Source organism: Arthrobacter sp. 10T425, from assembly GCF_056393985.1.
Genome location: NZ_JBFTGZ010000022.1, coordinates 39,123 through 62,695, shown reverse-complemented (window position 1 = coordinate 62,695; position 23,573 = coordinate 39,123). Strand labels below are relative to the sequence as shown.

26 protein-coding genes are annotated in these 23,573 nt (G+C 68.0%); 8 read left to right on the top strand and 18 right to left on the bottom strand.

From position 1 onward, the window contains the following. From AC1DDH_RS19555 to fabF, 6 genes are all read left to right on the top strand, one after another. A partial coding sequence (locus tag AC1DDH_RS19555) for a transketolase-like TK C-terminal-containing protein (protein WP_476956107.1) occupies positions 1 to 1,467 on the top strand: 1,467 nt, incomplete at its 5' end. A gap of 204 nt (positions 1,468 to 1,671) precedes the next feature. Further along, the gene (locus AC1DDH_RS19550; protein WP_018773431.1) at positions 1,672 to 2,916 is read left to right on the top strand and encodes a PucR family transcriptional regulator; all 1,245 of its coding nucleotides are present in this window, start codon (positions 1,672 to 1,674) and stop codon (positions 2,914 to 2,916) included. An 87-nt stretch (positions 2,917 to 3,003) separates the two neighbouring features. After that, positions 3,004 to 3,933 (top strand): ACP S-malonyltransferase, encoded by a 930-nt coding sequence (locus AC1DDH_RS19545; RefSeq protein ID WP_028275209.1) that lies wholly within the window; start codon positions 3,004 to 3,006, stop codon positions 3,931 to 3,933. Further along, positions 3,930 to 4,991, top strand: coding sequence for a beta-ketoacyl-ACP synthase III (locus tag AC1DDH_RS19540; RefSeq protein WP_026537071.1), 1,062 nt, complete (start codon positions 3,930 to 3,932; stop codon positions 4,989 to 4,991). Before AC1DDH_RS19545 ends, AC1DDH_RS19540 begins: the two co-directional genes overlap by 4 nt. A 202-nt stretch (positions 4,992 to 5,193) precedes the next feature. Then, positions 5,194 to 5,439: an acyl carrier protein gene (locus tag AC1DDH_RS19535; RefSeq protein ID WP_018773434.1), complete on the top strand. Its 246-nt coding sequence runs from the start codon at positions 5,194 to 5,196 to the stop codon at positions 5,437 to 5,439. Positions 5,440 to 5,616: 177 nt separating this feature from the next. Continuing rightward, complete coding sequence (gene fabF / locus AC1DDH_RS19530; RefSeq protein WP_028275211.1) at positions 5,617 to 6,852, top strand: beta-ketoacyl-ACP synthase II; 1,236 nt, start codon at positions 5,617 to 5,619, stop codon at positions 6,850 to 6,852. A 131-nt stretch (positions 6,853 to 6,983) separates the two neighbouring features. Here fabF and AC1DDH_RS19525 read toward each other — a convergent pair whose 3' ends face one another. From AC1DDH_RS19525 to AC1DDH_RS19505, 5 genes are all read right to left on the bottom strand, one after another. Then, entirely contained in the window at positions 6,984 to 7,487 is a 504-nt protein-coding gene (locus AC1DDH_RS19525; RefSeq protein ID WP_026266435.1) for a DUF3145 domain-containing protein, read from the bottom strand. Between the two features lie 381 nt (positions 7,488 to 7,868). Continuing rightward, entirely contained in the window at positions 7,869 to 8,849 is a 981-nt protein-coding gene (locus AC1DDH_RS19520; RefSeq protein WP_476871181.1) for a tyrosine recombinase XerC, read from the bottom strand. A gap of 48 nt (positions 8,850 to 8,897) precedes the next feature. Next, on the bottom strand, positions 8,898 to 10,085 hold the full coding sequence (gene dprA, locus AC1DDH_RS19515; protein ID WP_476956106.1) for a DNA-processing protein DprA: 1,188 nt from the start codon (positions 10,083 to 10,085) through the stop codon (positions 8,898 to 8,900). Positions 10,086 to 10,130: 45 nt separating this feature from the next. Next, the gene (locus AC1DDH_RS19510; RefSeq protein ID WP_476887793.1) at positions 10,131 to 11,678 is read right to left on the bottom strand and encodes a YifB family Mg chelatase-like AAA ATPase; all 1,548 of its coding nucleotides are present in this window, start codon (positions 11,676 to 11,678) and stop codon (positions 10,131 to 10,133) included. Continuing rightward, a complete protein-coding gene (locus AC1DDH_RS19505; RefSeq protein ID WP_230012585.1) occupies positions 11,679 to 12,035 on the bottom strand; it encodes a YraN family protein in 357 nt (118 codons plus the stop codon). Positions 12,036 to 12,206: 171 nt separating this feature from the next. Between AC1DDH_RS19505 and AC1DDH_RS19500 the strand changes: the two genes are divergently transcribed. Further along, positions 12,207 to 12,629: an HAD domain-containing protein gene (locus AC1DDH_RS19500; protein WP_476956105.1), complete on the top strand. Its 423-nt coding sequence runs from the start codon at positions 12,207 to 12,209 to the stop codon at positions 12,627 to 12,629. 428 nt (positions 12,630 to 13,057) lie between these two features. Further along, positions 13,058 to 13,987, top strand: coding sequence for a transglycosylase domain-containing protein (locus AC1DDH_RS19495; RefSeq protein ID WP_476956104.1), 930 nt, complete (start codon positions 13,058 to 13,060; stop codon positions 13,985 to 13,987). 10 nt (positions 13,988 to 13,997) lie between these two features. On the opposite strand, the gene AC1DDH_RS19490 is transcribed toward AC1DDH_RS19495, so the two are convergent. From AC1DDH_RS19490 to AC1DDH_RS19430, 13 genes are all read right to left on the bottom strand, one after another. Next, on the bottom strand, positions 13,998 to 14,324 hold the full coding sequence (locus AC1DDH_RS19490) for a DUF2469 domain-containing protein (RefSeq protein ID WP_018773443.1): 327 nt from the start codon (positions 14,322 to 14,324) through the stop codon (positions 13,998 to 14,000). A 68-nt stretch (positions 14,325 to 14,392) separates the two neighbouring features. After that, the gene (locus AC1DDH_RS19485; RefSeq protein ID WP_223916524.1) at positions 14,393 to 15,058 is read right to left on the bottom strand and encodes a ribonuclease HII; all 666 of its coding nucleotides are present in this window, start codon (positions 15,056 to 15,058) and stop codon (positions 14,393 to 14,395) included. Between the two features lie 10 nt (positions 15,059 to 15,068). Next, the gene (lepB, locus tag AC1DDH_RS19480; protein ID WP_476956103.1) at positions 15,069 to 16,055 is read right to left on the bottom strand and encodes a signal peptidase I; all 987 of its coding nucleotides are present in this window, start codon (positions 16,053 to 16,055) and stop codon (positions 15,069 to 15,071) included. Beyond that, the gene (gene lepB, locus AC1DDH_RS19475) at positions 16,056 to 16,736 is read right to left on the bottom strand and encodes a signal peptidase I (RefSeq protein WP_476956102.1); all 681 of its coding nucleotides are present in this window, start codon (positions 16,734 to 16,736) and stop codon (positions 16,056 to 16,058) included. Positions 16,737 to 16,867: 131 nt separating this feature from the next. After that, positions 16,868 to 17,227, bottom strand: a complete 360-nt coding sequence (gene rplS / locus AC1DDH_RS19470) for a 50S ribosomal protein L19 (RefSeq protein WP_018773447.1) — start codon at positions 17,225 to 17,227, stop codon at positions 16,868 to 16,870. A 235-nt stretch (positions 17,228 to 17,462) separates the two neighbouring features. Then, on the bottom strand, positions 17,463 to 18,326 hold the full coding sequence (gene trmD / locus AC1DDH_RS19465) for a tRNA (guanosine(37)-N1)-methyltransferase TrmD (protein ID WP_476956101.1): 864 nt from the start codon (positions 18,324 to 18,326) through the stop codon (positions 17,463 to 17,465). Next, complete coding sequence (gene rimM / locus AC1DDH_RS19460) at positions 18,327 to 18,944, bottom strand: ribosome maturation factor RimM (protein WP_476956100.1); 618 nt, start codon at positions 18,942 to 18,944, stop codon at positions 18,327 to 18,329. A gap of 123 nt (positions 18,945 to 19,067) precedes the next feature. Then, positions 19,068 to 19,310 (bottom strand): RNA-binding protein, encoded by a 243-nt coding sequence (locus AC1DDH_RS19455; RefSeq protein WP_018773450.1) that lies wholly within the window; start codon positions 19,308 to 19,310, stop codon positions 19,068 to 19,070. Position 19,311: 1 nt separating this feature from the next. Further along, positions 19,312 to 19,737 carry a 30S ribosomal protein S16 gene (gene rpsP, locus AC1DDH_RS19450; protein WP_026266438.1) on the bottom strand — a complete coding sequence of 142 codons (426 nt, stop codon included), beginning with the start codon at positions 19,735 to 19,737 and terminating at the stop codon, positions 19,312 to 19,314. Positions 19,738 to 19,955: 218 nt separating this feature from the next. Next, positions 19,956 to 20,393 carry a hypothetical protein gene (locus AC1DDH_RS19445; protein WP_476848964.1) on the bottom strand — a complete coding sequence of 146 codons (438 nt, stop codon included), beginning with the start codon at positions 20,391 to 20,393 and terminating at the stop codon, positions 19,956 to 19,958. Positions 20,394 to 21,002: 609 nt separating this feature from the next. Continuing rightward, positions 21,003 to 21,878: a VOC family protein gene (locus tag AC1DDH_RS19440; protein WP_476956099.1), complete on the bottom strand. Its 876-nt coding sequence runs from the start codon at positions 21,876 to 21,878 to the stop codon at positions 21,003 to 21,005. Between the two features lie 75 nt (positions 21,879 to 21,953). Next, positions 21,954 to 23,060: an amidohydrolase family protein gene (locus AC1DDH_RS19435; RefSeq protein ID WP_476956098.1), complete on the bottom strand. Its 1,107-nt coding sequence runs from the start codon at positions 23,058 to 23,060 to the stop codon at positions 21,954 to 21,956. A 3-nt stretch (positions 23,061 to 23,063) separates the two neighbouring features. Continuing rightward, entirely contained in the window at positions 23,064 to 23,564 is a 501-nt protein-coding gene (locus tag AC1DDH_RS19430; protein WP_476956097.1) for a GNAT family N-acetyltransferase, read from the bottom strand. Positions 23,565 to 23,573 lie beyond the last annotated feature (9 nt).

Sequence of the window (23,573 nt, the reverse complement as noted above, 5' to 3'; positions counted from 1 at the left end):
CGCGACCACCTGCGCATCCCGATCACGGACGACCAGCTCGAAGCGGACCTCTACCGGCCGCCGTACTACCACCCCGGCATGGACTCCCCGGAGATCCAGTACCTGATGGACCGCCGCAAGCAACTCGGCGGCTTCGTCCCCGAGCGGCGCTCCAAGCACGCCGACGTCACCCTCCCGGACGAGAAGGTCTACGAAGTCGCCAASCGMGGCTCCGGCAAGCAGCRCKCMGCCACCACCATGGCSTTYGTMCGCCTGCTCAAGGACCTCATGCGGGACAAGGAGTTCGGCAAGCGGATTGTGCCGATCATCCCCGATGAGGCACGCACSTTCGGCATGGACGCGTTCTTCCCGACGGCGAAGATCTACAACCCGRACGGCCAGRRCTACCTCTCCGTGGACCGSGAGCTCGTCCTGGCGTACAAGGAGTCCATCTCCGGCCAGATCGTACACGCCGGCATCAACGAGGCCGGATCCGTGGCAGCCTTCACCGCCGCCGGCACGTCCTACGCCACCCACGGCGAACCGCTCATCCCGGTCTACGTCTTCTACTCGATGTTCGGCTTCCAGCGCACCGGCGATTCCTTCTGGGCGGCCGCCGACCAGATGACCCGCGGGTTCATCATCGGCGCCACCGCAGGGCGCACCACGCTGACCGGCGAAGGCCTGCAGCACGCCGACGGGCACTCCCCGATACTGGCGGCAACCAACCCGGCCGTCATCACCTACGACCCGGCATACGGCTACGAGATGGGCGTCATCATGCGTGACGGCCTCAACCGGATGTATGGGCCCGGCGAAGCCGGGAAGGAAATTGCCGACAACGATCCGTCGCGGAACGTGATGTACTACATCACTGTCTACAACGAGCCGATCGTGCAGCCGCCCGCACCGGCGGAACTCGATGTCGAGGGCATCATCAAGGGCATCTACCTGCTGGCGCCGGCCAAGATTGACGGCCCGCGCACGCAGATCCTTGCCTCGGGTGTGTCGGTTCCCTGGGCCCTCGAAGCCCAGCGGGTCCTCGCCGAGGACTGGGGCGTCTCGGCGGATGTCTGGTCCGTGACCTCCTGGACCGAACTGCGCCGCGACGCCATGGCCGCCGAGGAAGACTCCTTCCTCAACCCCGGCCAGCCCGCCCGCGTCCCGTTCGTGACCCAGCAGCTCGCCGGCGCCACCGGCCCCATCGTGGCGGTCACTGACTACATGAAGGCCGTGCCGGACCAGATCCGCCAGTTCCTGCCGAACGAGTTTGCCTCGCTCGGCGCGGACGGCTTCGGCTTCTCGGACACCCGCGCCGCGGCACGCCGCTTCTTCAAGAACGACATCCACTCGGTTGTGGTCCGTTCCCTTCAGATGCTGGCCCGCCGGGGCGAAGTGGATGCCCAGGCACCTGCCCAGGCCATCGAGAAGTACCGCCTGCACAACGTGAACGCCGGCACCACCGGCAACGCGGGCGGCGACTCCTAACCGCGCCTCAGCGCAAGAGCGAACGTTCGACGGCGGCTCCCACCGAAAGGTGGGGGCCGCCGTCGGGCGTTTAACCGCCCCGCCTCCCTCCGGCCTCCCTCCGGGGGCGCTCTGGACTCCCGCGGGCCGCTGTGATGCAGGACAAGGGCAGTTGTAGCCTTCGCACAAATGGAGCTTGGGCGGCCCGCCCCGTATGCTCAATGCATGGCAGAGCCGATCACCACTCCCGAAAAACGCAAGCCGAGCTCGAGGGCGATGACTCCGGAGAAAGCCGAAACCCTCAAGAAGCTCCGGGCCAGCGTGGGCCAGCTGTCGACGACGACGCTGCGCCAGTTGGAGAAGTCCCTGCCGTGGTACGGCCGGCTGAACTCGGATGAACGTTCCGCCCTGGGCATGGTGGCCCAGAACGGCATCGCGGCTTTCGTCACCTGGTACGAACGGCCAAGTTCGCCGTCGTGGATCCTCTCCGACGTCTTCGGCACCGCGCCCACCGAACTGACCCGCTCCATCAGCCTGCAGAAGGCGCTCCAGCTGATCCGGATCGTGGTGGAAGTCGTCGAGGACCAGGTCCCGGTGATCGCCCCGGAAGCGGACCAGGGGGCCCTCCGGGAGGCCGTGCTGCGCTACTCGCGGGAGGTCGCGTTCGCGGCCGCCGACGTCTATGCCCGCGCCGCGGAATCCCGCGGCTCCTGGGATACCAGGCTGGAAGCCCTAATTGTCGATGCCATCCTCCGTGGCGAAAATACCGACGCGCTGCGGTCCAGGATCGCGGCCCTGGGCTGGAAAGCACAGGAGCGCTTCACGGTCATGGTCGGAAATTCCCCGTCCGAACCAAGCGCCAGCTACGTCAGCGAGCTGCGGCGCACGGCGGGGCGCTTCGCCGAGGACGCCCTCGTGGGGATCCAGGGCGACCGCCTCATCCTGATCCTGGGCGGGGTCCACGACCGGGAGACCGCATACCTGAAACTCAGCGAACTCTTTGCCCCCGGCCCGGTGGTCTACGGCCCGGAGGCCGGGTCCCTCCTCGAGGCCAGCGGCTCCGCCCAGTCCGCCTTTGCCGGCCTCACCGCGGCCCGCGCGTGGCCTTCCGCGCCGCGCCCGGTGGCGGCCGATGACCTGCTCCCGGAGCGGGTGATCTCCGGCGACGACGCCGCCCGCCGCTCGCTGGTCAAGAACATCTACCGCCCGCTTCTGGCCGCCTCCAACGGGCTGGTGGAGACCCTCGGCACGTACCTCGAACTGGGCCATTCACTCGAAGCCACGGCCCGGGAACTCTTCGTCCATGCCAACACAGTGCGCTACCGGCTCAAGCGCGTCTGCGACGTCACCGGCTGGGATCCGCTGCTGCCGCGGGAGGCGTTCGTGCTCCAGACCGCCCTCGTCGTGGGCCGGCTTTCTGCCCCGCCGAAGGCCCCCACGGAGCGGCAACCTCCCCGCAACGGCTCCTGAACCGTTGTAGACTTCCTACAAACTGACCCAGTGAGCTTGGTGCATGAAAACACGAATGTTCACGCGGTAATTTGGAAAGCTGGTTACGTGCTTGCAATCGTTTGCCCTGGACAGGGCTCCCAGACCCCTGGTTTTCTGGCCCCTTGGCTGGAACTGCCACCCGTCGCAGGCCTCCTGGCCTCCCTCAGCGAAATAGCAGGCATCGACCTCACCGCCCACGGCACCACCTCCGATGAGGAGACCATCAAGGACACCGCAGTCGCGCAGCCCCTGATCGTTGCTGCGGGCCTGGTGACGGCGAAGTCGCTGTTCGACGTCGAACTCGGCACGCTTCCCGTCATCCTTGCCGGCCACTCCGTCGGCGAAATCACCGCGGCTTCCCTCGCCGGTGTCCTGTCGGAATCCGAAGCCATGACGTTTGTCCGCGAACGCGCCAACAGCATGGCAGCCGCTGCCGCCGCCACCCCGACCGGCATGAGTGCCGTCGTGGGCGGCGACCCCGCGGAGGTCCTGGCAGCCATTGCTGCCGCCGGGGCCACGGCCGCCAACGTCAACGGGGCCGGCCAGACCGTCGCCGCAGGCACCCTGGAGCAGCTGAAGGCCCTGGCGGAGAACCCGCCGGCCAAGGCCCGGGTTATTCCGCTGAAGGTCGCGGGCGCGTTCCACACCTCGCATATGGCCCCCGCGGGCGCGGCCCTGCAGGCCCTGCGTCCGTCGCTGCACCCGAAGGACCCGCAGGTGCCGTTGCTGTCCAACTTCGACGGCGCGGAAGTCACCGACGGCGCCGCCGCCGTCGACAGCCTGATCGCCCAGGTCTCCCGGCCGGTCCGCTGGGACCAGTGCATGGAGACGATGGTGCAGCGCGGGGTGACCGGCGTGATCGAGCTGGCTCCCGCCGGAACACTGGCGGGCCTGGCCAAGCGCGGCATGCCCGGCGTCAAGACAGTCACCGTCAAGACCCCGGACGATCTTTCCGCGGCCCTGGCCCTATTTGCAGAACTGGAGGGAGGGGCATGAGCGTTCCCACTCTGAAGCAGGCACCGGTGCAGGCCAACACCCGCATCATGGGTATCGGGGCTTACCGGCCCAGCGTGATCGTGACCAACGAGGACGTGTGCCAGTGGATCGATTCCTCGGATGAGTGGATCCGCCAGCGCACGGGCATCATCACCCGGCACCGCGCGCCCGCCGATGTCAGCGTGATTGACATGGCTGAGGGCGCCGCACGTGAAGCACTGCAGAAGGCCGGCATCGAGGCCTCCCAGCTCGGCGCCGTGATCGTTTCCACGGTTACCCACCCGTATGCGACCCCGTCCGCCGCAGCGAGCCTCGCCGACCGCCTCGGCGCGACGCCGGCCCCGGCCTTCGACATCTCCGCGGCATGCGCCGGCTACTGCTACGGCATCGCCCAGGGCGACGCCCTGGTGCGTTCCGGCGCGGCCTCCTACGTCCTGGTGGTCGGTGCCGAGAAGCTCTCCGACGTCATCGACAACACGGAACGGACCATCTCCTTCCTGCTTGGCGACGGCGCGGGCGCAGTCGTGATCGGCCCCTCTGACACGCCCGGCATCGGCCCCTCGGTGTGGGGTTCGGACGGCAGCAAGTGGGATGCCATCGGCATGACCCACTCCATGCTGGACATCCGCGAGCTCGCCCTGACCGGCAAGCACGGCGCCGCCGTCAGCGATGAGGAAGCGGCCGTGACCGACGCTTCCCTGTGGCCGACCCTGCGCCAGGACGGCCAGACTGTCTTCCGCTGGGCCGTGTGGGAGATGGCCAAGGTGGCCCAGCAGGCCCTGGACGCAGCCGGCATCCGGTCCGAGGACCTCGCCGCGTTCATCCCGCACCAGGCCAACATGCGCATCATCGACGAGATGGCCAAGAAGCTGCAGCTGCCCGAGACTGTCAAGATCGCCCGCGACATCGCCGACGCCGGAAATACGTCGGCGGCGTCCATCCCCCTGGCCACCCACCGCCTGCTTGAGGAAAACCCCGAGCTCAGCGGCGGGCTGGCGCTGCAGATCGGCTTCGGAGCCGGTCTGGTCTTCGGCGCCCAGGTGGTCGTGCTTCCTTAGGCAGCCACCGCTTTTCCGAACTAAATACGTTCCACCCGTTTCACCCTTGCACCGCATGTCCTTCACTTTCAGGGCCCGCCCCGCATGCTGTGCTCGCAAGCATTCCCGCACCAAGCCGAACCCTCGGTTTGAATCATTTCCGCCCTTAGGCTGCCGGCATTCCACCGGCAGCCGAGGGCAACAACCAGAAAAGGAGCCATCAATGGCTAGCAACGAAGAAATCCTGGCCGGCTTGGCTGAAATCGTCAACGAAGAGACCGGCCTGGCCACGGAGGCTGTCGAAATGGACAAGTCCTTCACCGAGGATCTGGACATCGACTCCATCTCGATGATGACGATCGTGGTCAACGCCGAAGAGAAGTTCGGCGTCCGCATCCCGGACGAAGAGGTCAAGAACCTCAAGACCGTCGGCGACGCCGTCAGCTTCATCGCCAACGCCCAGGCCTAGTCTGGCTTCCGCCAGTATCGGCGGACCCCGGTGTCCGGTCCGGGCGCTGCAGCAGCGCCCGGACCGGACCACCAGCAGCACCACGAAATGCACCACCCGAAAGTTTTCCCCTCGCAGGCCCCGGCCATCCCGTTCGCGGTTCCGGATACGGCAGGCGCACCGACAGAGAGTGATCCCATGGCACGCAAAGTAGTCATTACCGGTCTGGGTGCCACCACACCCATCGGCGGCGATGTCCCCACGATGTGGAAGAACGCGCTCAAGGGCGTCTCCGGCGCGCACACGCTCGAGGACGACTGGGTGGCCAAGTACGAGCTGCCCGTCCACTTCGCTGCACGCGCCTCCACCCCTGCCCTGGACGTCCTGACCCGGGTCGAGGCCAAGCGCATGGACCCGTCCACCCAGTTCGCCGTGGTCGCATCCCGTGAGGCGTGGGCCGACTCCGGCATCACCGAAATCGACCACGACCGTCTGGCGGTGGCCTTCGCGACCGGCATCGGCGGCGTCTGGACCCTCCTGGATGCCTGGGACACCCTGCGCGAAAAGGGTCCCCGCCGCGTCCTGCCCATGACCGTGCCAATGCTGATGCCCAACGGCCCGGCCGCCGCGGTAAGCCTGGACCTGGGTGCCCGCGCCGGCGCCCACACCCCCGTTTCCGCCTGCGCGTCCGGCACCGAGGCCGTCCACGTGGGCCTGGACCTCATCCGCGCCGGCAAGGCCGACGTCGTCGTGTGCGGCGGCGCCGAAGCCGCCATTCACCCGATGCCGATCGCCGCCTTTGCCTCCATGCAGGCCCTCTCACGCCGCAACGACGATCCCGAGCACGCCTCACGCCCCTACGACCGTGACCGCGACGGCTTCGTCATGGGCGAGGGCGCCGGCGCCCTGGTGCTCGAGGCCGAGGAACACGCCCTGGCCCGCGGCGCCCGGATCTACGCCGAACTGGCGGGCACCTCGGTCACCGCCGACGCCTACCACATCACCGCCCCGGACCCCCAGGGCCTGGGCGCCACCCGCGCGCTGAAGGCTGCGATGTTCGATGGCCGCATCCAGCCCGAAGACATCGTCCACGTCAACGCGCACGCCACCTCCACCCCGGTCGGCGACAAGCCCGAGTACGCGGCCCTCAAGGCCGCCCTGGGCAAGCACGTGGACTCCGTAGCGGTCTCGGCCACCAAGTCCCAGATGGGGCACCTGCTCGGCGCCTCCGGTGCCGTGGAGGCCGTGCTGACCGTCATGGCCATCTACGACCGCAAGGCGCCGGTGACCATCAACCTCGAGAACCAGGATCCGGAAATCCCGCTCGACGTCGTCACGACCGCCCGCGACCTGCCGGCCGGCAGCATCGCCGCGCTGAGCAACTCGTTCGGTTTCGGCGGCCACAACGCCGTGATCGCGGTACGCAGCGTCTAGCTGCACGACCAGCAGCACGCCCGCAGCACGCCGGGACGGCAGATGGCGGCAATGTTCTTCGTGAACATTGCCGCCATCTGCCTTTTGGCGCGTAGCTATGGAATTGCTGCGGTGGTGCGCCCGGTGAGGCCCTAGCCGACCTGGTGGAGCCAGCGCACGGGGGCGCCTTCGGCGGCGTGCCGGAACGGCTCGAGTTCCTCGTCCCAGGCCTCGCCCAGGGCGAGCGAGAGCTCGTGGTAGACGGCCGAGGGGTCGCCGGCGCCGGATTCGTAGGCGTAACGGATGCGGTCCTCGGACACCATGATGTTGCCGTGGACGTCAGTGGTGGCGTGGAAGATCCCGAGCTCCGGGGTGTGCGACCAGCGGCCGCCGTCCACCCCCTGGCTCGGCTCCTCAGTGACTTCATAGCGCAGGTGCGCCCAGCCTCGCAGAGCCGACGCCAATTGAGCCCCCGTGCCCGGCGTTCCGGTCCACGACAGCTCGGCCCGGAACATTCCGGGCGCGGCAGGCTGAGCGGTCCACTCCAGGTCCGTCCGCTTGTCCACGACAGACCCTATGGCCCACTCGACGTGGGGGCACAAGGCAGTCGGGGCCGAGTGAACGAACAACACACCTCGGGTCAGTGCAACAGACATTCCATCCTCCATAGCTGTAGGTACGTCTTCCCCAACGACCTGTGCCTGGATGTCTGTCTGTTGCGCGGATCCGAATTTATGCCGGCGGTCCCTGCCAGACTACTAATATACAACCGGGTTCAAAGCTGGGACGTGGTGCATTCCAGCTTCAAGTTCAACTTGAAACTTCCCGGGCGTGAGTTTTATTCTGCCCTACCCCTCCTAATTACGCCAGTGCGATTCGGCGCGTCTTTTCCGGCGCGCCGTGCATGCTTCGGCAGTCCCGCAGGTGGACCCTGGTCCGCTTGGCGCCGGGCAGGTATGCGGGCCGAATCCGGTGTAGGAATCCGGGCCGAATTGTGTGCCTTTTCCGGCCGGCCGGACGCGCCGGACCGGCGATCCTCAGGCCCGGGGGTGCGCCTGCTGGTAGCTCTGCCGGAGCCTCTCGACGGACACGTGGGTGTAGATCTGGGTGGTGGCAAGGCTGCTGTGCCCCAGGATTTCCTGCACGGCGCGCAGATCCGCCCCGCCGTCGAGCAGGTGGGTCGCTGCGGAGTGCCGCAGGGCGTGCGGCCCGGTGGCGGCGGTGTCTCCCAGCCGTTCCAGCATCTCCTTAACCACGCTGCGGATCTGGCGCTGGTCCACTCTTCCGCCGCGCGCGCCCAGGAAGAGCGCCGGGCCGCTGGTCCCGGTGGCGAGGGCCGGCCGGCCGCGGCGGAGCCAGTCGTCGACGGCGAGCGCCGCCGGCAGCCCGTAGGGCACCGTGCGTTCCTTGTTGCCCTTGCCAAGCACCCGGAGCGTCCTGCGGTCCGGGTCGAGGTCGTCGACGTCCATGCCGGCCAGCTCGCCAACCCGGACGCCGGTGGCGTAGAGCAGCTCCACCATGGCACGGTTGCGCAAGGCCAGCGGTTCCCCCTCGGCCGAGGCGGATTCGGCGTCGTCCACGAGCCGCCGGACCTGTTGCTGGTGCAAGACGCCGGGCAGGGACTTCTCCCGCTTTGGCGCCTTGAGCCGCAGGGCGGGGTCGGCTTCGATCAGCTCCTCACGGACAGCCCAGGCGGTGAAGGCTCTGGCGGTGGCGGCGCGGCGGGCCAGGGTGGCGCGGGACTTCCCGGACTCGCTCTGGGCACCAAGCCAGCGCCGCAGGGTCCCGAGCTCCAGCCCGGCAAGGTCGTGGACGCCCTCGGTTGCGGCGTGCGCGAGCAGGCTTTCGACATCGGAGAGATAGGCCCGCACGGTATGGGCGGACCGGCCCCGCTCCGCTTCCAGGTAGCGGCCGAAGCGTGCGGCGACGAGCCGGATACCGCCGTCGAGCGCGGCGGGCGAGGCAGCGGGGGGATCCTGTGTAGACACCCTCTTACTCTGGCAGTATTCCCCCCGCATTCAAGGAGCCGGTCGGCGAGCCGCTTCTTCCCGGTGAAGCAAGCCATCTCAGTCCGCCTTCCCGGAGCGTTTCCAGCCGCCATGCCGGGATTCGGCCAGCCCCAGCAGCCCGAGCCGGCCAAGACCTGCGCGGACCGAGTCCGGGCTCAGCCCGGCCACCGCGGCAAGCTTCTCGACCGTGGTGGTGGTCCGCAGCGGCAGGGCATCGAGCAGGATCAGGTCCTGCAGGGTCAGGCCATCGTGGGCCTCGGACCGGCCTGCCTTGTCCGGGGGCATCGCCTCGCCGCTCGGGGAGGCGAGCTCGGCGATCTCCCCGGCATCCGTGACGCATACCGCGCCGCCCTCACGGAGAAGCCGGTGGCAGCCGGCGGAGTTGGCGCTGTGGATGGATCCGGGCACGGCGCCTACGGCCCTGCCCAGGCTTTCGGCATGGTGGGCCGTGTTGAGGGCGCCGGAGCGCCACCGGGCCTCGACCACGACCGTGACGGAGGCCAACGCCGCAATGAGCCGGTTCCGCTGCAGGAACCGGTAGCGGGTGGGAGCGGACCCGGGCGGAACCTCGGCCAGGACCGCGCCGCGGTTCGCCACGGTCCGCAGCAGGTCCTCATTGCCGGCGGGGTAGAAGCGGTCCACTCCCCCGGCCATGACGGCAATGGTGGGCACGCCGCCCGCGCTTCCGGCCAGGGCCGCCCTGTGGGCGTGGGCATCAATCCCGTAGGCCCCGCCGGAGACGATCGTGAAGCCGCGCTGGGCCAGCGAGTAGGCGAGGTCGCCCGTTACCGATGCCCCGTAGCTGGTGCTGTCCCGGGAGCCCACGAGGGCTACGGACCGGGCCGCCGGTGGCAGCTCCTGTTCCACGCCGCGCCACCACAGGCACAGGGGCTCCTGCAGTCCGAGGTCCGCCAGCTGCCGCGGCCACAAGTCATCCGTGGGAATGATGAGGCGTCCGCCGAGCCGGTGCATGGTGGCCAGGTCCCGCTCCGGCGCGAGGTCGGGCACGCGCGGGGCCCAACGCTTCAGCGCCTCGCTGAGCCCGGACCAGCCGCTGCCGCACCCGCCGTCCGCCAGGATTCCAGTGATCTCCTGTTCGAGCCCGGGACCCGCGGCCAGCGCGCCGCTGGCAATCCGCAGGGCGTCCTGCGCCCCCACTGCCTGGACCAGTGCCAGGGCCGCCGCGTCCTGCGGCTCGAACAGGCGGGCCAGGGCGGCGCGGGCTGTTCGGTCGTCATCAATCATGGTGGTTCCTTTCGCACGGCTGGGGTGGGCTTCGTGCCGGCAGGCTCAGGGTGAGACCGCGGCGGCCTGCCGGAGGCCCAGCGCCTGCCCGACGTCGTCTGCGTCCGGGACGTCGTGCCGGGACAGGTCCGCAAGGGTCCATGCGAGGCGCAGTACGCGGTCGTAGCCGCGGGCGGTCAGCACTCCGCGCTCCAGTGCGTAGTCCAGGATGCGGGTGGTGGGGGCATCGAGCCGCAGGGACCCGCGCAGCAGCCGCCCCGGCACCTGCGCGTTGGTTTCCATCCCGAATGGCAGCAACCGGTCCAGCTGGCGGGTCCGGGCCGCCCGGACCCTTTCCGCGATGCTGGCCGTTCCTTCCTCGGCCGCAGGTTGGCCGAAGCCGGCGAGCGAGACCCGCTCGACTTCGAGCTGGATGTCGACCCTGTCCAGCAGTGGCCCTGACATCCGGGCCTGGTACCGGCGGCGCATGATGGGCGTGCAGATGCAGTCCACTCCTTTGCCCGTTGCCTTGCCGCAGGGACAGGGGTTGGCTGCAAGGACCAGCTGGAATCGCGCGGGATAGGCCGCGGACCCGGCCGAGCGGTGGATGACCAGCTCTCCGCTTTCCAGCGGCTGCCGCAGGGCGTCCAGGACGCCGCGGTCGTACTCCGGGGCCTCGTCCAGGAAGAGCACCCCGCGGTGCGCGCGGGACGCCGCCCCGGGCCGCGGCAGCCCGGAGCCGCCACCGATGATGGCCACCGCCGTCGCGGTGTGGTGCGGGTTCTCGTAGGGCGGGCGGCGCAGCAGCTGCACGGAGCCCGACGGCAGCGAACACAGCGAGTGGATGGCGGTCACCTCCATGGCCTCGGTGTCGCCCAGATCCGGCAGCAGCCCGGGCAGCCGCTCCGCGAGCATGGTCTTCCCGGCACCCGGCGGTCCGGTCAGCAGCAGGTGGTGGGCACCGGCGGCGGCCACTTCCAATGCACGCCGCGCCGCCGCCTGGCCGGAGACATCGCACATGTCCGGCGCCAGGGCGGGACCGGTGCCGGGTTCGGGGTGGCCGGAGTCCTCGGTCTCGGGTTGGAAGTCGAGAGCGAGGTCCTGCGGGTCCGCGCCGCAGTCGAACGCGAGCCGGGCCAGTGTGGCGTAGCCCCGGACCTGCGCGCCGGGGACCAGTTCGGCCTCCGCCACGTTGGCCCGGGCCACGACGACCTCCGGGTAGCCGGCCCGGACCGCGGCCATCACGGCCGGAAGGATACCGCGCACTGGCCGCAACCGGCCGTCCAGGCCGAGCTCGGCGATGAAGACCGTGCGGCCCGTGGGCCTGATGTCGTTCGCCGCCAGCAGCACGGCCATCGCGATGGCGAGGTCGAAGCCCGAACCGCGTTTGGGCAGGGATGCCGGAATGAGGTTGGCCGTGATCTTCCGGCGGCTCAGCGGGATCCCCGAATTCTGCGCCGCCGAGCGGATCCGTTCCTTGGCCTCGTTCAGTGAGGCGTCCGGCAGGCCCAGGATCACGAACGCCGGCAGGGTCTGGCCAATGTCAGCTTCGACCTCCACGATGTAGCCGTTGAGGCCCACGAGGGCGACAGAATAGGTCCGGCCCAGGGCCATCTACCCCACCCCTTTGAGGTGCTCGAGGGCGGGCTCACCGATGCCGTCGTCGACCACCGCGATCACGTCCACGCGGCACAGCGGCATCCACAGCCCCTGGGCACGGCACCACGCCGCTGCCAGCCGGTGGAGCCTGGCCAGCTTGTCCGCGCCGACAGCCTCAAACGGATGCCCGAAGGCCAGGGATTTCCGGGTTTTCACCTCGGCGATGACCAGCGCGTCGCCGTCGAGCGCGACAATGTCGATCTCACCCTCCGGGCAGCGCCAGTTCCGCTCCACGATCCTCATGCCGTGGGCCTGCAGGAAATCCGCAGCGAGGTCCTCCCCGCGCCGGCCCAGCACATCCTTAGCTCTCATGCCTCCAGCGTGAAGCGCCGCCACTTACGACGACAGGGCCCACCTCGGCTATGTGGAAAACGTCGCCGGGCTGCAAGAGCACATGCGTGATGAGAAGAGTATCCGCAGCCCGCTCAGCACTGTTGATCGCATAATCAAGGCAGAACGAAAGAACTGCAGGAGGAACAAGGAATGAAGGTACTTTTCCTCGACATTGACGGTGTCGTCAACCGCGTTGGTACGAGACAGAGCTTTCGCGGCTTCATGGGCATCGATCCTTTCCTGGCGTCCAAGGTCTGCAAGATCATCTTCGACACGGACGCAGCCGTTGTTCTAACGTCCACATGGCGGCATATCCCCGGCGGCCGTGAAGAAGTCGACAGACACGTTTGCAAGACCTTTGACGTTACTCCGACAGCGGACACAGGTTTTCGTGGCGAGGAAGTGAAGATGTGGCTGGACCGGCATCCGGAAGTTGCGCGGTATGCAATCGTCGACGATGACTCAGACTTCTATGCCGATCAGCCCTTGTTCAACACGAGCTGGCAAACGGGAATCTCCGACGAGGTTGCGCAGCAGGTAACCGAATTTCTCAACAGTGGAGATAACCCATGAGTGCACATCTACCAACGTTGGGACACTTCGCCGCGACGCCTGCCGACGGCCCCGGATCTGGGCGGATCCCGGGCGGCCACTTCCGGCGATCAAATCCGTGGCGGCATTGACAGGACGTGTTGATGCGATTGTCAGGCAACGAAACGTAGCCAATGCCCGCACGGCCCACCTAGGCTTTTCCCAACCCCCTCGAATTCCGCGGGGCGTCCGTGGTCTCTCCTGAGGATCGGCCGAAGGATCGGCGTATGGAATATCGAGCGGCCCAGCCGCTGGGAACGCAGCAGCTTACGGAACCAGGTCCGCCCGGCAGGCAGGCGGGCCCCAGCTGGCCCCCACCAGCGCGTCCTGAGACCGAGACCGCACCGCGGCTTGCGCCAGGATCCGGGCCCGCACCAGCGCGGCCTGAGCCCGAGACCTGGCCGCCACCAGTGCGGTCAGAGCCCGGCCCCGCCCCGGAGCCTGAGCCGGCGGCTCCGGCGGGAAGACGCACGCACCGGATCCGGCGGCTGCTCGCCAGGATCTTCAAGTTCGCCGTCGCCATGGTGGTCATCACGGAGCTGGCCGCCGTCTCCTTCATCTGGTTCGCTCCCCCGCGCACTGCCTACATGCTGCAGACCGGCGGCCCGATCGCCTACCAGTACGTGTCCCTGAACCACATCAGCCGCTATGTCATCGCCGCGGCCGTCGCCCACGAGGACCAACAGCTGGGAACGCGTGTTGGCGCGTTCTCCGTCGATGAGTTCCGGGACAGGGCCGTCGCCTACCTGCAGGCCAAGGATGACCCGAGCGGTTCCACGGTCCCGCAGCAGCTGGTCAAGAACATCTTCCTGTGGCCTGATACGAATGCCCTGAGGAAGGGGCTGGAGGCCGGGCTTGCGACCGAGTTCAGCCTCACCCTGACCCCGCAACGGATCATGGAGCTGTATCTGAACTACGCGCAGTTCGGCCCGAGGCTGTACGGCATCTGCGCGGCGAGCTGGTACTACTTCGACGAACCCCCGTGGAACATGTCCGAGTATCAGGCCGCGCAATTGATGGGGGTCCTGCCACTGCCCACACTCGTCACCCGGGCGGCGGGAGGCGGCATCTATCTGGGCCCGGGGGTCCACCCCAAAGTGTGGGACTACGTCAACGGTGCGGCCAACGTGTGGGTCCCCAAGCAGATCGAGGGGCTCGGCGGATGGAAGGCGGCCGTCGCAACCATCGGCATCGGCGACACGGCGTCCGACCACGCGGCCGAGCGGGGATCCGCGAACCCGGATGGCTGCGGTTCGTATCCGGAGAGTGTGCTGGACCTGCTGCGGCAGCAGGGCATTGCCCTGGACCGCAACGGAAACCCTGCGCCACCCGGGGGCTAGGAATCGAAGGTCAGTTGCCCAGGTCCTCGACCTTGGGCAGGGCGAGTTCCTCGCTGCGGGGCAGTTCCTCGACGTTGACGTCCTTGAACGTGATGACGCGGACGCTCTTGACGAACCGGGCGGAGCGGTAGACATCCCACACCCAGGCGTCCTGCAGGGTCAGGTCGAAGTAGACCTCGCCGTCGGCGCTGCGGGCCTGCAGGTCAACGTGGTTGGCAAGATAGAAACGCCGCTCGGTCTCGACCACATAGCTGAACAGCCCGACGACGTCGCGGTATTCGCGGTAGAGCTGTAGCTCCATGTCGGTCTCATAGTTTTCAAGGTCCTCGGCACTCATGGTTCCATCTTGCACCATCCGGCGCCGGCCGCGCGCCACCGGCCGTCGCGCCCGAGCGGCCAGAACACCTAGAGCAGCTGCCAGCTGACCCGGTGGTACGGCGTGGGACCGGAGGTCCGCAGCGCCTCCTTGTGCGCTGCGGTGCCGTAGCCCTTGTTCACGTCCCAGCCGTAGGCCGGGTACTGGGTGTGCAGCCCGCACATCATCGCATCGCGCTCGACCTTGGCGATGATGCTGGCCGCGGCGACGCTGAGGCACTGCATGTCGGCTTTGACCAGTGTGTGCACCGGGGCATCGCAACCGGGTTCGGCGGGGGCATCGTCAAACAAGGACGGCTGCAGATCCGGCGAGAGCCAGTTGTGGCTGCCGTCCAGCAGGACAACCTCGGGCCTGACGCCGGCGGCGAGCACGGCAAACCAGGCCCGGTTCCCGGCAAGACGGAGCGCCGCGATGATCCCGAGTTCGTCGATCTCGTTCGCGGACGCATGCCCCACGGCGGAGGCGACACTCCAGTCCCGGACCAGCGGCACCAGACGCTCCCGGTCCGCGACCTTGAGCAGCTTGCTGTCCCGGACATCGGCCAGGAGCTTCTGTTGCTGCAGGTCGACGACGGCGATCCCCACGCTGACGGGACCGGCCAGGGCGCCGCGGCCGACCTCGTCGATGCCCGCGAGGAGCCGAGCGCCGGAGCTGCGGAAGCGGCGTTCGTAGTCGAGGGTGGGGGCTGCTGACATGACGGGCGGATTACTTTCCGGACGGGGCGGGGACGCTGCGGAAGACGTCCGGGTAGTTGTCCAAGGCCGACATCCTGTTCAGCGGCCAAGCGATGACGGCGGCCTTGCCTTCAATGTCGGATTCGTTGACGAAGCCGCCGTTGGTGTCCATATGGGCGCGCGAATCCGCGGAGTGGTTGCGGTTGTCGCCCATGACCCAGACCTTGCCCGCGGGCACGACGACGTCAAAGTCGCGGACCTGGGGAATCTCTGCGGCATTGATGTATTTCTCGTCCAGCGGCGCGCCATTGACGGTGAGCTGTCCGCCGGGGTCGCAGCAGACCACGTGGTCACCCGGGAGCCCGATGACGCGCTTGACCAGGTGCTGTTCCGAGTTGTCCGGCAGCAAACCGACGAACGTCAGCCCGTCCTGCACCCAGGTGAAGGGGCCCTTGGCCTTGGGGGCGGCGGGGGCGAGCCAGCCCTGGCTGTCACGGAACACCACCACGTCCCCGCGCTGGAGCGCCATGGGCTCGGGCACGAGCAGGTTCACGAAGATGCGGTCGTTCACATCGAGGGTGTTGACCATGGATTCGGACGGGATGTAAAAGGCCCGGAACAGGAAGGTCTTGATCAGGAAGGACAGCACAATCGCCACGACGACCACCGTGGCAACCTCCTTGAGCCACAGGAAGAGCGGGCTGCGCCCTTCGCGGGCCTTGGCCTTCCTGGCCCGGCGGGAGGTCGGATCGGCGTGGGCGGGGCCGTCGGCCCGCTCCTTCCCGGTCGGCTCAGGCGTGGTCGGCCCAGCCGCGGCAGGGGCAGTCTCGATACGGGCAGCCTGGATACGATCAGCGCGCTGCGCACCGGCGCTGTCGTCCTGCGACGCAGGAGCCGGAGCAGGAGCCGGCGCACCAGCCGGTGGATCCGCCGGCTCATCCGCGGGAATCGCCGAGGCGGTAGCCCGGGGTCGGTCCTGGCCCTGCGGATCAGGAGTGCGCGGTTCGGTCTCGGGCATCTACTGTCCGTTCGTCGTCGTCGTTGTCGCAGCCGGTTCGGGCCGCGCTACTGCTGCAAATCTATCAAGCGGCCAGATGATCTGTACCGGCCTGCCAATGACGCGTTCCAGCGGCACCATGCCCCCGCCAGGGGCGCCCAGGAGGCTCCGGGAGTCGGCGGACATCGAGCGGTGGTCCCCCATGAGCCAGAGCCGCCCGGCAGGCACCTGGACGGCGAACTTCACATCGCTCGGGGTGTCCCCCGGATACACATACGGTTCCGCAACTTGCTGGCCGTTGACTGTGAGCCGGCCGCTGGCGTCGCAGCAGACCACACGGTCGCCGGGCAGTCCGATGACGCGCTTGACATACGTTGTGTCGCTGCCCGCAAGGCCAAGCCAGCGTCCGGCTTCGGCGAGGGCATCCACCACGGGGCCGTTGCCACTGTTGAGCGGGGCAAAGGAACCGCGGCCGTCAAAGACGACGACGTCGCCCCGGCCCAAGGGCTTAGCTTGGAAGCCGGTCCGCGCCACGACGATCCGGTCCCCCGTGTGCAGGAGCGGCTCCATGGAGGCGGACGGGATAAAGAAGATGTCCACCCACAGGGAGCGGACCACGGCGCTGATGGCCACGGCGAGCACCAGGGCCAGCAACGCAAAACGCCAGCCCGGTTTCCTGGGCTGGCGTTTTGGCTGTTCCATGTTCCGTATCCCCTGGCGCTGTCGTGAACTAATGTGCGCTGTTGCGGATAGCTCCGGCGCCGCACTAGCTGACGCACCGGATACGGTCCGTGGATCCGCGGTGGAAGCCTGTCGTGGAAGACGAAAAAGGCTTACTTGGCGGTCTGGAAGTCGCGCTTTTCCTTGATCTTCGCGGCCTTACCACGCAGGTTGCGCATGTAGTAAAGCTTGGCGCGGCGCACGTCACCCTTGGAGACGAGCTCGACCTTGTCGATGATCGGGGAGTGCACCGGGAAGGTACGCTCTACGCCGACACCGAAGGAGACCTTGCGGACGGTGAAGGTTTCGCGGACGCCATCGCCCTGGCGGCCAAGGACGAAGCCCTGGAAGACCTGGACGCGGGAGTTCTTGCCTTCGATGATGTTCACGTGAACCTTGATGGTGTCACCCGCGCGGAACTCGGGAACATCGGTGCGCAGCGAGGCTGCATCTACGGAATCGAGGATATGCATTGATCCACTCCTGGTGAACGCCACAGGTCACTCACGTTGGGTTACGGCGGTCAGGGCCGGTGGCATGCGCCGCCCGGAAATTTCCGCCGAAAGTTTGTCAATCCGGCCCTGTCAGGAGTAGACGGGGCCGGGGTGCCGGGCTGTTGGTAGCGCTCCCCCTGTGGCAGGTTCGCAACCCAGCAGGCACAAGGACTAATTTTGCCACATTTTGTGCGGGTTAGCCCAATCCCGGCGGTTAGGCGTCGGGACGGCGCAGCAGGCGGCCGTCGACGACGTCGTACCCCAGGTCGGAGAAGGCCGTACGGTCCGCGCGCGGCAGCTTGCCGGCGTCGAACTCCGCGAGGAGGTCGGGACGGCGTTCGGCGGTGCGCCGGTACTGCTCATGCCGGCGCCACTGGGCGATCTTTCCGTGGTTGCCGCTCAGCAGCACGGCCGGGACGTCGCGGTCCCGCCAGCTGGAGGGCTTGGTGTAGACGGGGTACTCGAGCAGCCCGTCGGAGTGGGATTCCTCGACGAGGGACTCGGGGTTGCCGACGACGCCGGGCAGCAGCCGTCCGATGGCCTCAACCATGGCGAGCACGGCGACCTCGCCGCCGTTGAGGACGTAATCCCCCAGGCTCATCGGGCGCACCGTGAAGTGCTCCGCCGCCCATTCCAGGACCCGCTCATCGATGCCCTCGTACCGGCCGCAGGCGAACACCAGCTGGTCCTCCTCGGCGAGCTGATGGGCGGTGGCCTGGGTGAAGCGCTCCCCCGCCGGCGACGGGACGATCAGGACAGACTTAGCGGCAGTTTCCTGGCCGGCAGACTCTGGAGTGCCGGGGGTGCCGGCGTCGTCAGGTGCGCCGGCGTCCCCTGCGTCCCCGGACCGCCCGGCGGCCACGGCGGTGAGGGCCTGAGCCCAGGGTTCGGGCTTCATGACCATGCCGGCGCCGCCGCCGTAGGGGGTGTCATCGACCGTGCGGTGCCGGTCGGTGGTGAAGTCCCGCAGGTCATGGACCTTGAGGTCCAGCAGGCCGTCCTGGCGGGCCTTGCCGATCAGCGACAGCTCCAGCGGGGCCAGGTACTCCGGAAAGATGCTGACGACGTCGATTCTCATCTAGGCGATGCCCTGCTCTTCGGAGTTCCGGGCCGCGGCGCCCTCGGCTTTCGGAGCCTGGGCTGCGGGGTTTTGGGCCTCGAGGTTTTGGGCCTCGGGCGCCTCGTCCGTGTTGACTTCGAACAGTCCGGGCGGCGGGGTGACGAGGACGTATTTTTCAGCCACGTTGACCTCGGGCACAATCTGCTCGACGAAGGGGATCAGGACTTCCTTGCCGTCGTCCGTGGTGACCACCAGCAGGTCCTGGACGGGCAGCGTGTGCAGCGCCGAGACCTTGCCGACCACATTGCCGCCTACGCGGACCTCCAGGCCCACGAGCTCGTGCTCGTACCAGCCCTCGTCGTCGTCCTCGGCGCCGATGTCTTCGGTTTCGATGAACAGCTTGGCGCCGCGCAGGCCCTCGGCCTCGTTGCGGGTCTCGATCTCGTCAAAGGCCAGCAACAGGATGTCCTTGTTCCAGCGGGCGCTGAACACCGTCAGCGGACCGGCCGAGGCGGGTTCAACGATGAACTGGGTGCCGGGGACAAAACGGTCGCCGGGCGCATCGGTGAGCACCTGGACGGTCACTTCGCCGCGGATGCCGTGGGGCTTGCCGATTCGTGCCACCTGGAGCTGCATCTGTTCCTCTGTTCGGGGTTGGTGATTCTGTATTCTCTGGTGCGGAATTCCGGGAAAACAGTCCGGCCCCTCCACCATTATCTGGTGAAGGGGCCGGACTCAAGACAAGTAGTGCTGAAAGCGTTACCGGCGGCGGTCGGTGTCGACGACGTCGACCCTGACCGGCTCGCCGTCCGCCAGCGCCGCAACCACAGTGCGCAATGCGCGTGCGGTCCGGCCCTGCCGGCCGATCACCCGTCCGAGGTCGTCCTGATGAACGCGCACCTCGAGGGTTTCCCCGCGGCGGTTGTTCTTCGCACTGACCTTGACGTCCTCGGGGCTGTCAACAATCCCGCGGACCAGGTGTTCGAGCGCTTCTGCCAGCAATTTACTCAGCCTCGGTGGTCTCTGCTTCGGCGGCGTCGGCGGGAGCCTCGGCAGCTTCGTCCTTCTTGGCCTTCTTGGTGATGGCTTCCGGGATGATCACGGAACCCTTTTCCGGGGTAACGAAGGCAGCCTTGGGAGCCTTGGTCTTCAAGGTTCCCTCCTGGCCCGGGAGACCCTTGAACTTCTGCCAGTCACCGGTGATCTTCAGGATCGCGGCGACCTGCTCGGACGGCTGTGCGCCGACGCCGAGCCAGTACTGGGCACGGTCCGTGTCGACCTCGATGTACGAGGGCTCTTCGGTCGGGTGGTACTTGCCGATCTCTTCGATAGCACGGCCATCACGCTTGGAGCGTGAGTCCATGACGACGATGCGGTAGTACGGTGCGCGCATCTTACCGAAGCGCTTAAGGCGAATCTTTACGGCCACTTTTGTGGTCACTCCTGTTTCTGAAACGGGGTCGAGCCCGGCGTTCTGCACCCGTGGGGCGGGCCGTACTTGGGGGTTCTAAAGGACAAGATCCAGACGCGGAGAGAGGGGCCACGCAGATCGAGTACCTGTTCATTGTGCCAGATCACCGGCAGGATTTCGACTTGACACGTGCCCGGCGCACCAGCGCGCGGCCTGGAAGCGGCCTCGAGGGCCGGTCAGGACGTCCAGACGTAGAGGCCGGACCTGGTGGCGGGGTCGACGCCGGCGGCGAGCTCGGCGATCCGGCGGACGTAGTCCCGGGCCTCGTCGGGGCCGAAGGGCATGTCCTCCTCGGCGGCCCAGTTGGCGGCGACATCCTCCAGGACCTCGCCCTCCCCTTCGGTTTCATAGCTGAGCAGTTCCGCCAGCGTGCGGACCATTGCCGCCGGGACGCCAAGCAGCGAGTCGCTGGCCACGTCGACCATGGCCAGTTCATAGTCCGCGCCCGGGGCGTGCACGGCGACGCCGGCGAGGTCTCCCAGCCGCTCCACCTCGAAATCGCTGATCTCCGGGATGCGGACGGCGCCCGGGGCGGCCGGGCCGCCGCCTTCCAGTGCGCCGGCGCGCTTGAGGGCTTCTTCGTGGGTGGACACAAAGAGTTCGGTGAATCCCATGCAGCTGGTCCTTAGGGTTCGGCGGTCCGCAGACCGCTGTTTTCGGCGTCGCTTCAGCCTAGCCGCTTCAGCACGGCCCCGCCCCGCCCGATGGGCATGCCCTCCCCTGGCCCTGAGCACTGGACATATGGCAACTATGTCCATTCCCGGCTGCGAGCAATGGGCATGCTCCGACGTCCTGCCTGGAAACAGTGGACATGTCCCTCGCTGGCCCGGGAACCGACCCCGCCCGTGGACATGCCCACTCCTGGCCGTGAGCACTGGACATGTGGCAACTATGTCGATTTCCGGCTGCGAGCAATGGACATGTTCCAGTGTCCTGCTGGCGAAGAGTCGACATGTCCCTCGCTGGCCCGGGAAACCGACCAAGGCCCGATGGGCATGCCCTCCCCTGGCCCTGAGCACTGGACATATGGCAACCATGTCCATTCCCGGCTGCGAGCAATGGACATGTTCCGGAGTCCCGGCTGCGAGCAATGGACATGTTCCGGAGTCCCGGCTCCGCGCAGTGGACATGCCCAGCGGTCCCGCCGGCGAAGAGGGGTCATGTCCGGGGGAAGCTGTGCGCGCTGGACATGTCCAGCGACCAGCTTGCCTGGGGGAGAACTTCTAGCGCACGGCGACGCGGATCCGGTTGCGCCACGGATCCTCGAAGCGCAGCTCGGCGCCGGTGTGGTGGGATTCGACGCCGGCAACCTTGAGCCGGTCGGCCAGGGCCGTGACGTCGTCGCCGGAGGGCACCTCGATGAGGACCTCGCCCAGGCCCAGCGTGTCGCGCCGGGGGCCCGCGCCGCGGCTGTTCCAGACGTTCATGGCCATGTGGTGGTGGTAGCCGCCGGCCGAGACGAACAGCGCCTGGCCGTGCCAGCCCGCGGTCTTTTCGAAGCCGAGCGTGCCGACATAGAAATCATGCGCCGACTGGACGTCGCCGACCTGCAGGTGGACGTGCCCGACGCCGGCGGCGGCCTGGCGCTGGCCGGCCACGGACTCCTCGGTCAGGTATTGCTGCAGGTAGCGCTGCGGCGGCAGGGCGAGACTGTCCATGACGACGTTCTTGCCCTCCCAGGACCACGCCGCCCGCGGCCGGTCCCAGTACAGCTCGATGCCGTTGCCTTCGGGGTCGTTGAAGTAGAACGCCTCGCTGACGAGGTGGTCCGCGCTGCCGGTGAAGGACTGGGGCTCGTACTGGGCCGCGGTGGCGATGGTGGCCGCCAGGGAGTGCTGGTCCTCGAAGAGGAGGGCGGTGTGGAAGAGCCCGGCCTCGCCGCGGGAAGGTAGATTCAGGCCCGGGGCAGGCGCCAGATGCACCAGCGGCTTCTGCTGGCGCCCAAGGTAGAGCCCGCCGTCCTGTTCGGCCACAGTCTCCAGGCCGAGGGCGCGCTGGTAGTAGTCGGTCATGAGCTTCATGTCGCCGACCTTGAGCATCACGGTGCCCATGGTGAGTTCGGCAGGAAGGAGGTCCTGGGTGCTGGCTTCTGCGGTCATGGCAATGCTCCGTGGATTCTGTAGCCACCGGCCTTCGGCGACTCTACGTAAAGATAAATTACTTGAAGCTTCAATTTATTCCAAAACATGGACTGGCGCCCGGCCTACCGGCAGCCCACGCAGCACGATGTGCCGGATCTGGCGGAGCGTGGCCGGATTGCTCCGCGGATCCTCGGCGGTGACGAGGACGTCAGCGCTTGCCCCTTCACCGATGGACTCCGCGCCGAGCCAGGTCCGCGCAGACCAGCTCGCGGCGTTGAGGGCGGCAGCGGCGGGAAGGCCGGCGGCGTGCAGGGCCTGGATCTCGTCCACGATCCTGCCATGGCTGATCACGCTGCCGGCGTCGGTACCGGCATAGATCGCCAGCCCGGCCTCGTGGGCTTCGAGGATCCGCTCCGCCCGGCGCTCCCACAGCGAGCGCATGTGGGCTGCGTAGCGGGGGAACTTGGCCGCCGCCCGGGCGGCGATGTCCGGGAACGTGGCGATGTTGATCAGGGTGGGCACGATGGGAACACCCTGTTCGAGGAAGCGCGGCAGGTGCCGCGGCAGCAGCCCGGTGGCGTGCTCGATGCAGTCGATCCCGGCGTCGAGCATGTCATCGAGGGTGTCTTCGGCGAAGCAGTGTGCGGTGACGCGGGCCCCCTCATCGTGGGCGGCCTGGACGGCGTCCCTGATGGTCCGGGCGGGAAAGCTGGCGGCGAGGTCGCCGGCGTCGCGGTCGATCCAGTCCCCCACGAGCTTGACCCAGCCGTCGCCCGCGCGGGCTTGCTTCCGCACGGCCTCGACGAGATCCTCCGGCTCGACCTCGACGGCCAGGCCCGGCAGGTAGCGCCGGGTCCTGGCGAGATGCCTGCCGGAGCGGATGATCCGGGGCAGGTCCGCGCGCTGCTGGAGCCAGCGGGTGTTGTGGACGGCGCCGGCGTCGCGGACCAGGAGTGTCCCGGCGTCGCGGTCCGCCAGGGCCTGGGATTCCGCGGTGTCCTCGGTAACGTCCCCGCCCGGGCCGAGGCCGATGTGGCAGTGCGCGTCCACGAGGCCGGGCATGACCCAGCCGTCCAGCACGAGGTCAGGCGCGGCGGCCGGACGGCGGAAGGTTAGCAGGCCGCCCACCGACCAGAGCCCGCGGCGTTTCTGGTCCGCCGCGGTGAGGATGGGGCCGCTGAACTCGATGATGCCGGTCATGACCTAAAGCCTAATCCGCATGACGATCCGCCGGCCAAGACCGTCCAGCCCCAGCTGCGCTTCGTGGATCCGCAGGGCGCCCAACGCCTGTCCTGGCTGGGCGAGTTCCTCGAAACCGCAGCTCGCATAAAACGGCGCATTGAACGGGACGCCTTCGAAGGTGCAAAGCGTCATCGATAAATAGCCACGGCTCCGGGCCGCATCAAGGGCTGCCTCCACCAGGGACCGTCCTATCCCCCGCCCGGCGGAGTCCGGCTGCACGGAGAGCTGTTCCAGATGGGCCTGGCCGCCGACCTCGTCAACGCGGGCAAACCCTACGGGCGGGTTACCGGCGACAAGTGTGAAGAGCGGCTCAACCGGCGTCGTCAACTCCGGAGCCGGGAGCGTCTGGTTCCCCAGCTCCGCTTCGAGGATGCGGTCTGCTGAGGCCTCGAGAACCGGCAGCGCCGGGAGGTCTTCCGGCGTCGCCATCCGGATGCGGGGCACGGCCCTGGGCAGAGTCACAATGCCACG

Coding starts and splice junctions, on each gene's coding strand:
- AC1DDH_RS19550 (WP_018773431.1), top strand. CDS start 1,672: ATGGCAGAGCCGATCACCACTCCCGAAAAACGCAAGCCGAGCTCGAGG.
- AC1DDH_RS19540 (WP_026537071.1), top strand. CDS start 3,930: ATGAGCGTTCCCACTCTGAAGCAGGCACCGGTGCAGGCCAACACCCGC.
- AC1DDH_RS19535 (WP_018773434.1), top strand. CDS start 5,194: ATGGCTAGCAACGAAGAAATCCTGGCCGGCTTGGCTGAAATCGTCAAC.
- fabF (WP_028275211.1), top strand. CDS start 5,617: ATGGCACGCAAAGTAGTCATTACCGGTCTGGGTGCCACCACACCCATC.
- AC1DDH_RS19525 (WP_026266435.1), bottom strand. CDS start 7,487: ATGTCTGTTGCACTGACCCGAGGTGTGTTGTTCGTTCACTCGGCCCCG.
- AC1DDH_RS19520 (WP_476871181.1), bottom strand. CDS start 8,849: ATGCGGGGGGAATACTGCCAGAGTAAGAGGGTGTCTACACAGGATCCC.
- dprA (WP_476956106.1), bottom strand. CDS start 10,085: ATGATTGATGACGACCGAACAGCCCGCGCCGCCCTGGCCCGCCTGTTC.
- AC1DDH_RS19510 (WP_476887793.1), bottom strand. CDS start 11,678: ATGGCCCTGGGCCGGACCTATTCTGTCGCCCTCGTGGGCCTCAACGGC.
- AC1DDH_RS19505 (WP_230012585.1), bottom strand. CDS start 12,035: ATGAGAGCTAAGGATGTGCTGGGCCGGCGCGGGGAGGACCTCGCTGCG.
- AC1DDH_RS19500 (WP_476956105.1), top strand. CDS start 12,207: ATGAAGGTACTTTTCCTCGACATTGACGGTGTCGTCAACCGCGTTGGT.
- AC1DDH_RS19490 (WP_018773443.1), bottom strand. CDS start 14,324: ATGAGTGCCGAGGACCTTGAAAACTATGAGACCGACATGGAGCTACAG.
- AC1DDH_RS19485 (WP_223916524.1), bottom strand. CDS start 15,058: ATGTCAGCAGCCCCCACCCTCGACTACGAACGCCGCTTCCGCAGCTCC.
- lepB (WP_476956103.1), bottom strand. CDS start 16,055: ATGCCCGAGACCGAACCGCGCACTCCTGATCCGCAGGGCCAGGACCGA.
- lepB (WP_476956102.1), bottom strand. CDS start 16,736: ATGGAACAGCCAAAACGCCAGCCCAGGAAACCGGGCTGGCGTTTTGCG.
- rplS (WP_018773447.1), bottom strand. CDS start 17,227: ATGCATATCCTCGATTCCGTAGATGCAGCCTCGCTGCGCACCGATGTT.
- trmD (WP_476956101.1), bottom strand. CDS start 18,326: ATGAGAATCGACGTCGTCAGCATCTTTCCGGAGTACCTGGCCCCGCTG.
- rimM (WP_476956100.1), bottom strand. CDS start 18,944: ATGCAGCTCCAGGTGGCACGAATCGGCAAGCCCCACGGCATCCGCGGC.
- AC1DDH_RS19445 (WP_476848964.1), bottom strand. CDS start 20,393: ATGGGATTCACCGAACTCTTTGTGTCCACCCACGAAGAAGCCCTCAAG.
- AC1DDH_RS19440 (WP_476956099.1), bottom strand. CDS start 21,878: ATGACCGCAGAAGCCAGCACCCAGGACCTCCTTCCTGCCGAACTCACC.
- AC1DDH_RS19435 (WP_476956098.1), bottom strand. CDS start 23,060: ATGACCGGCATCATCGAGTTCAGCGGCCCCATCCTCACCGCGGCGGAC.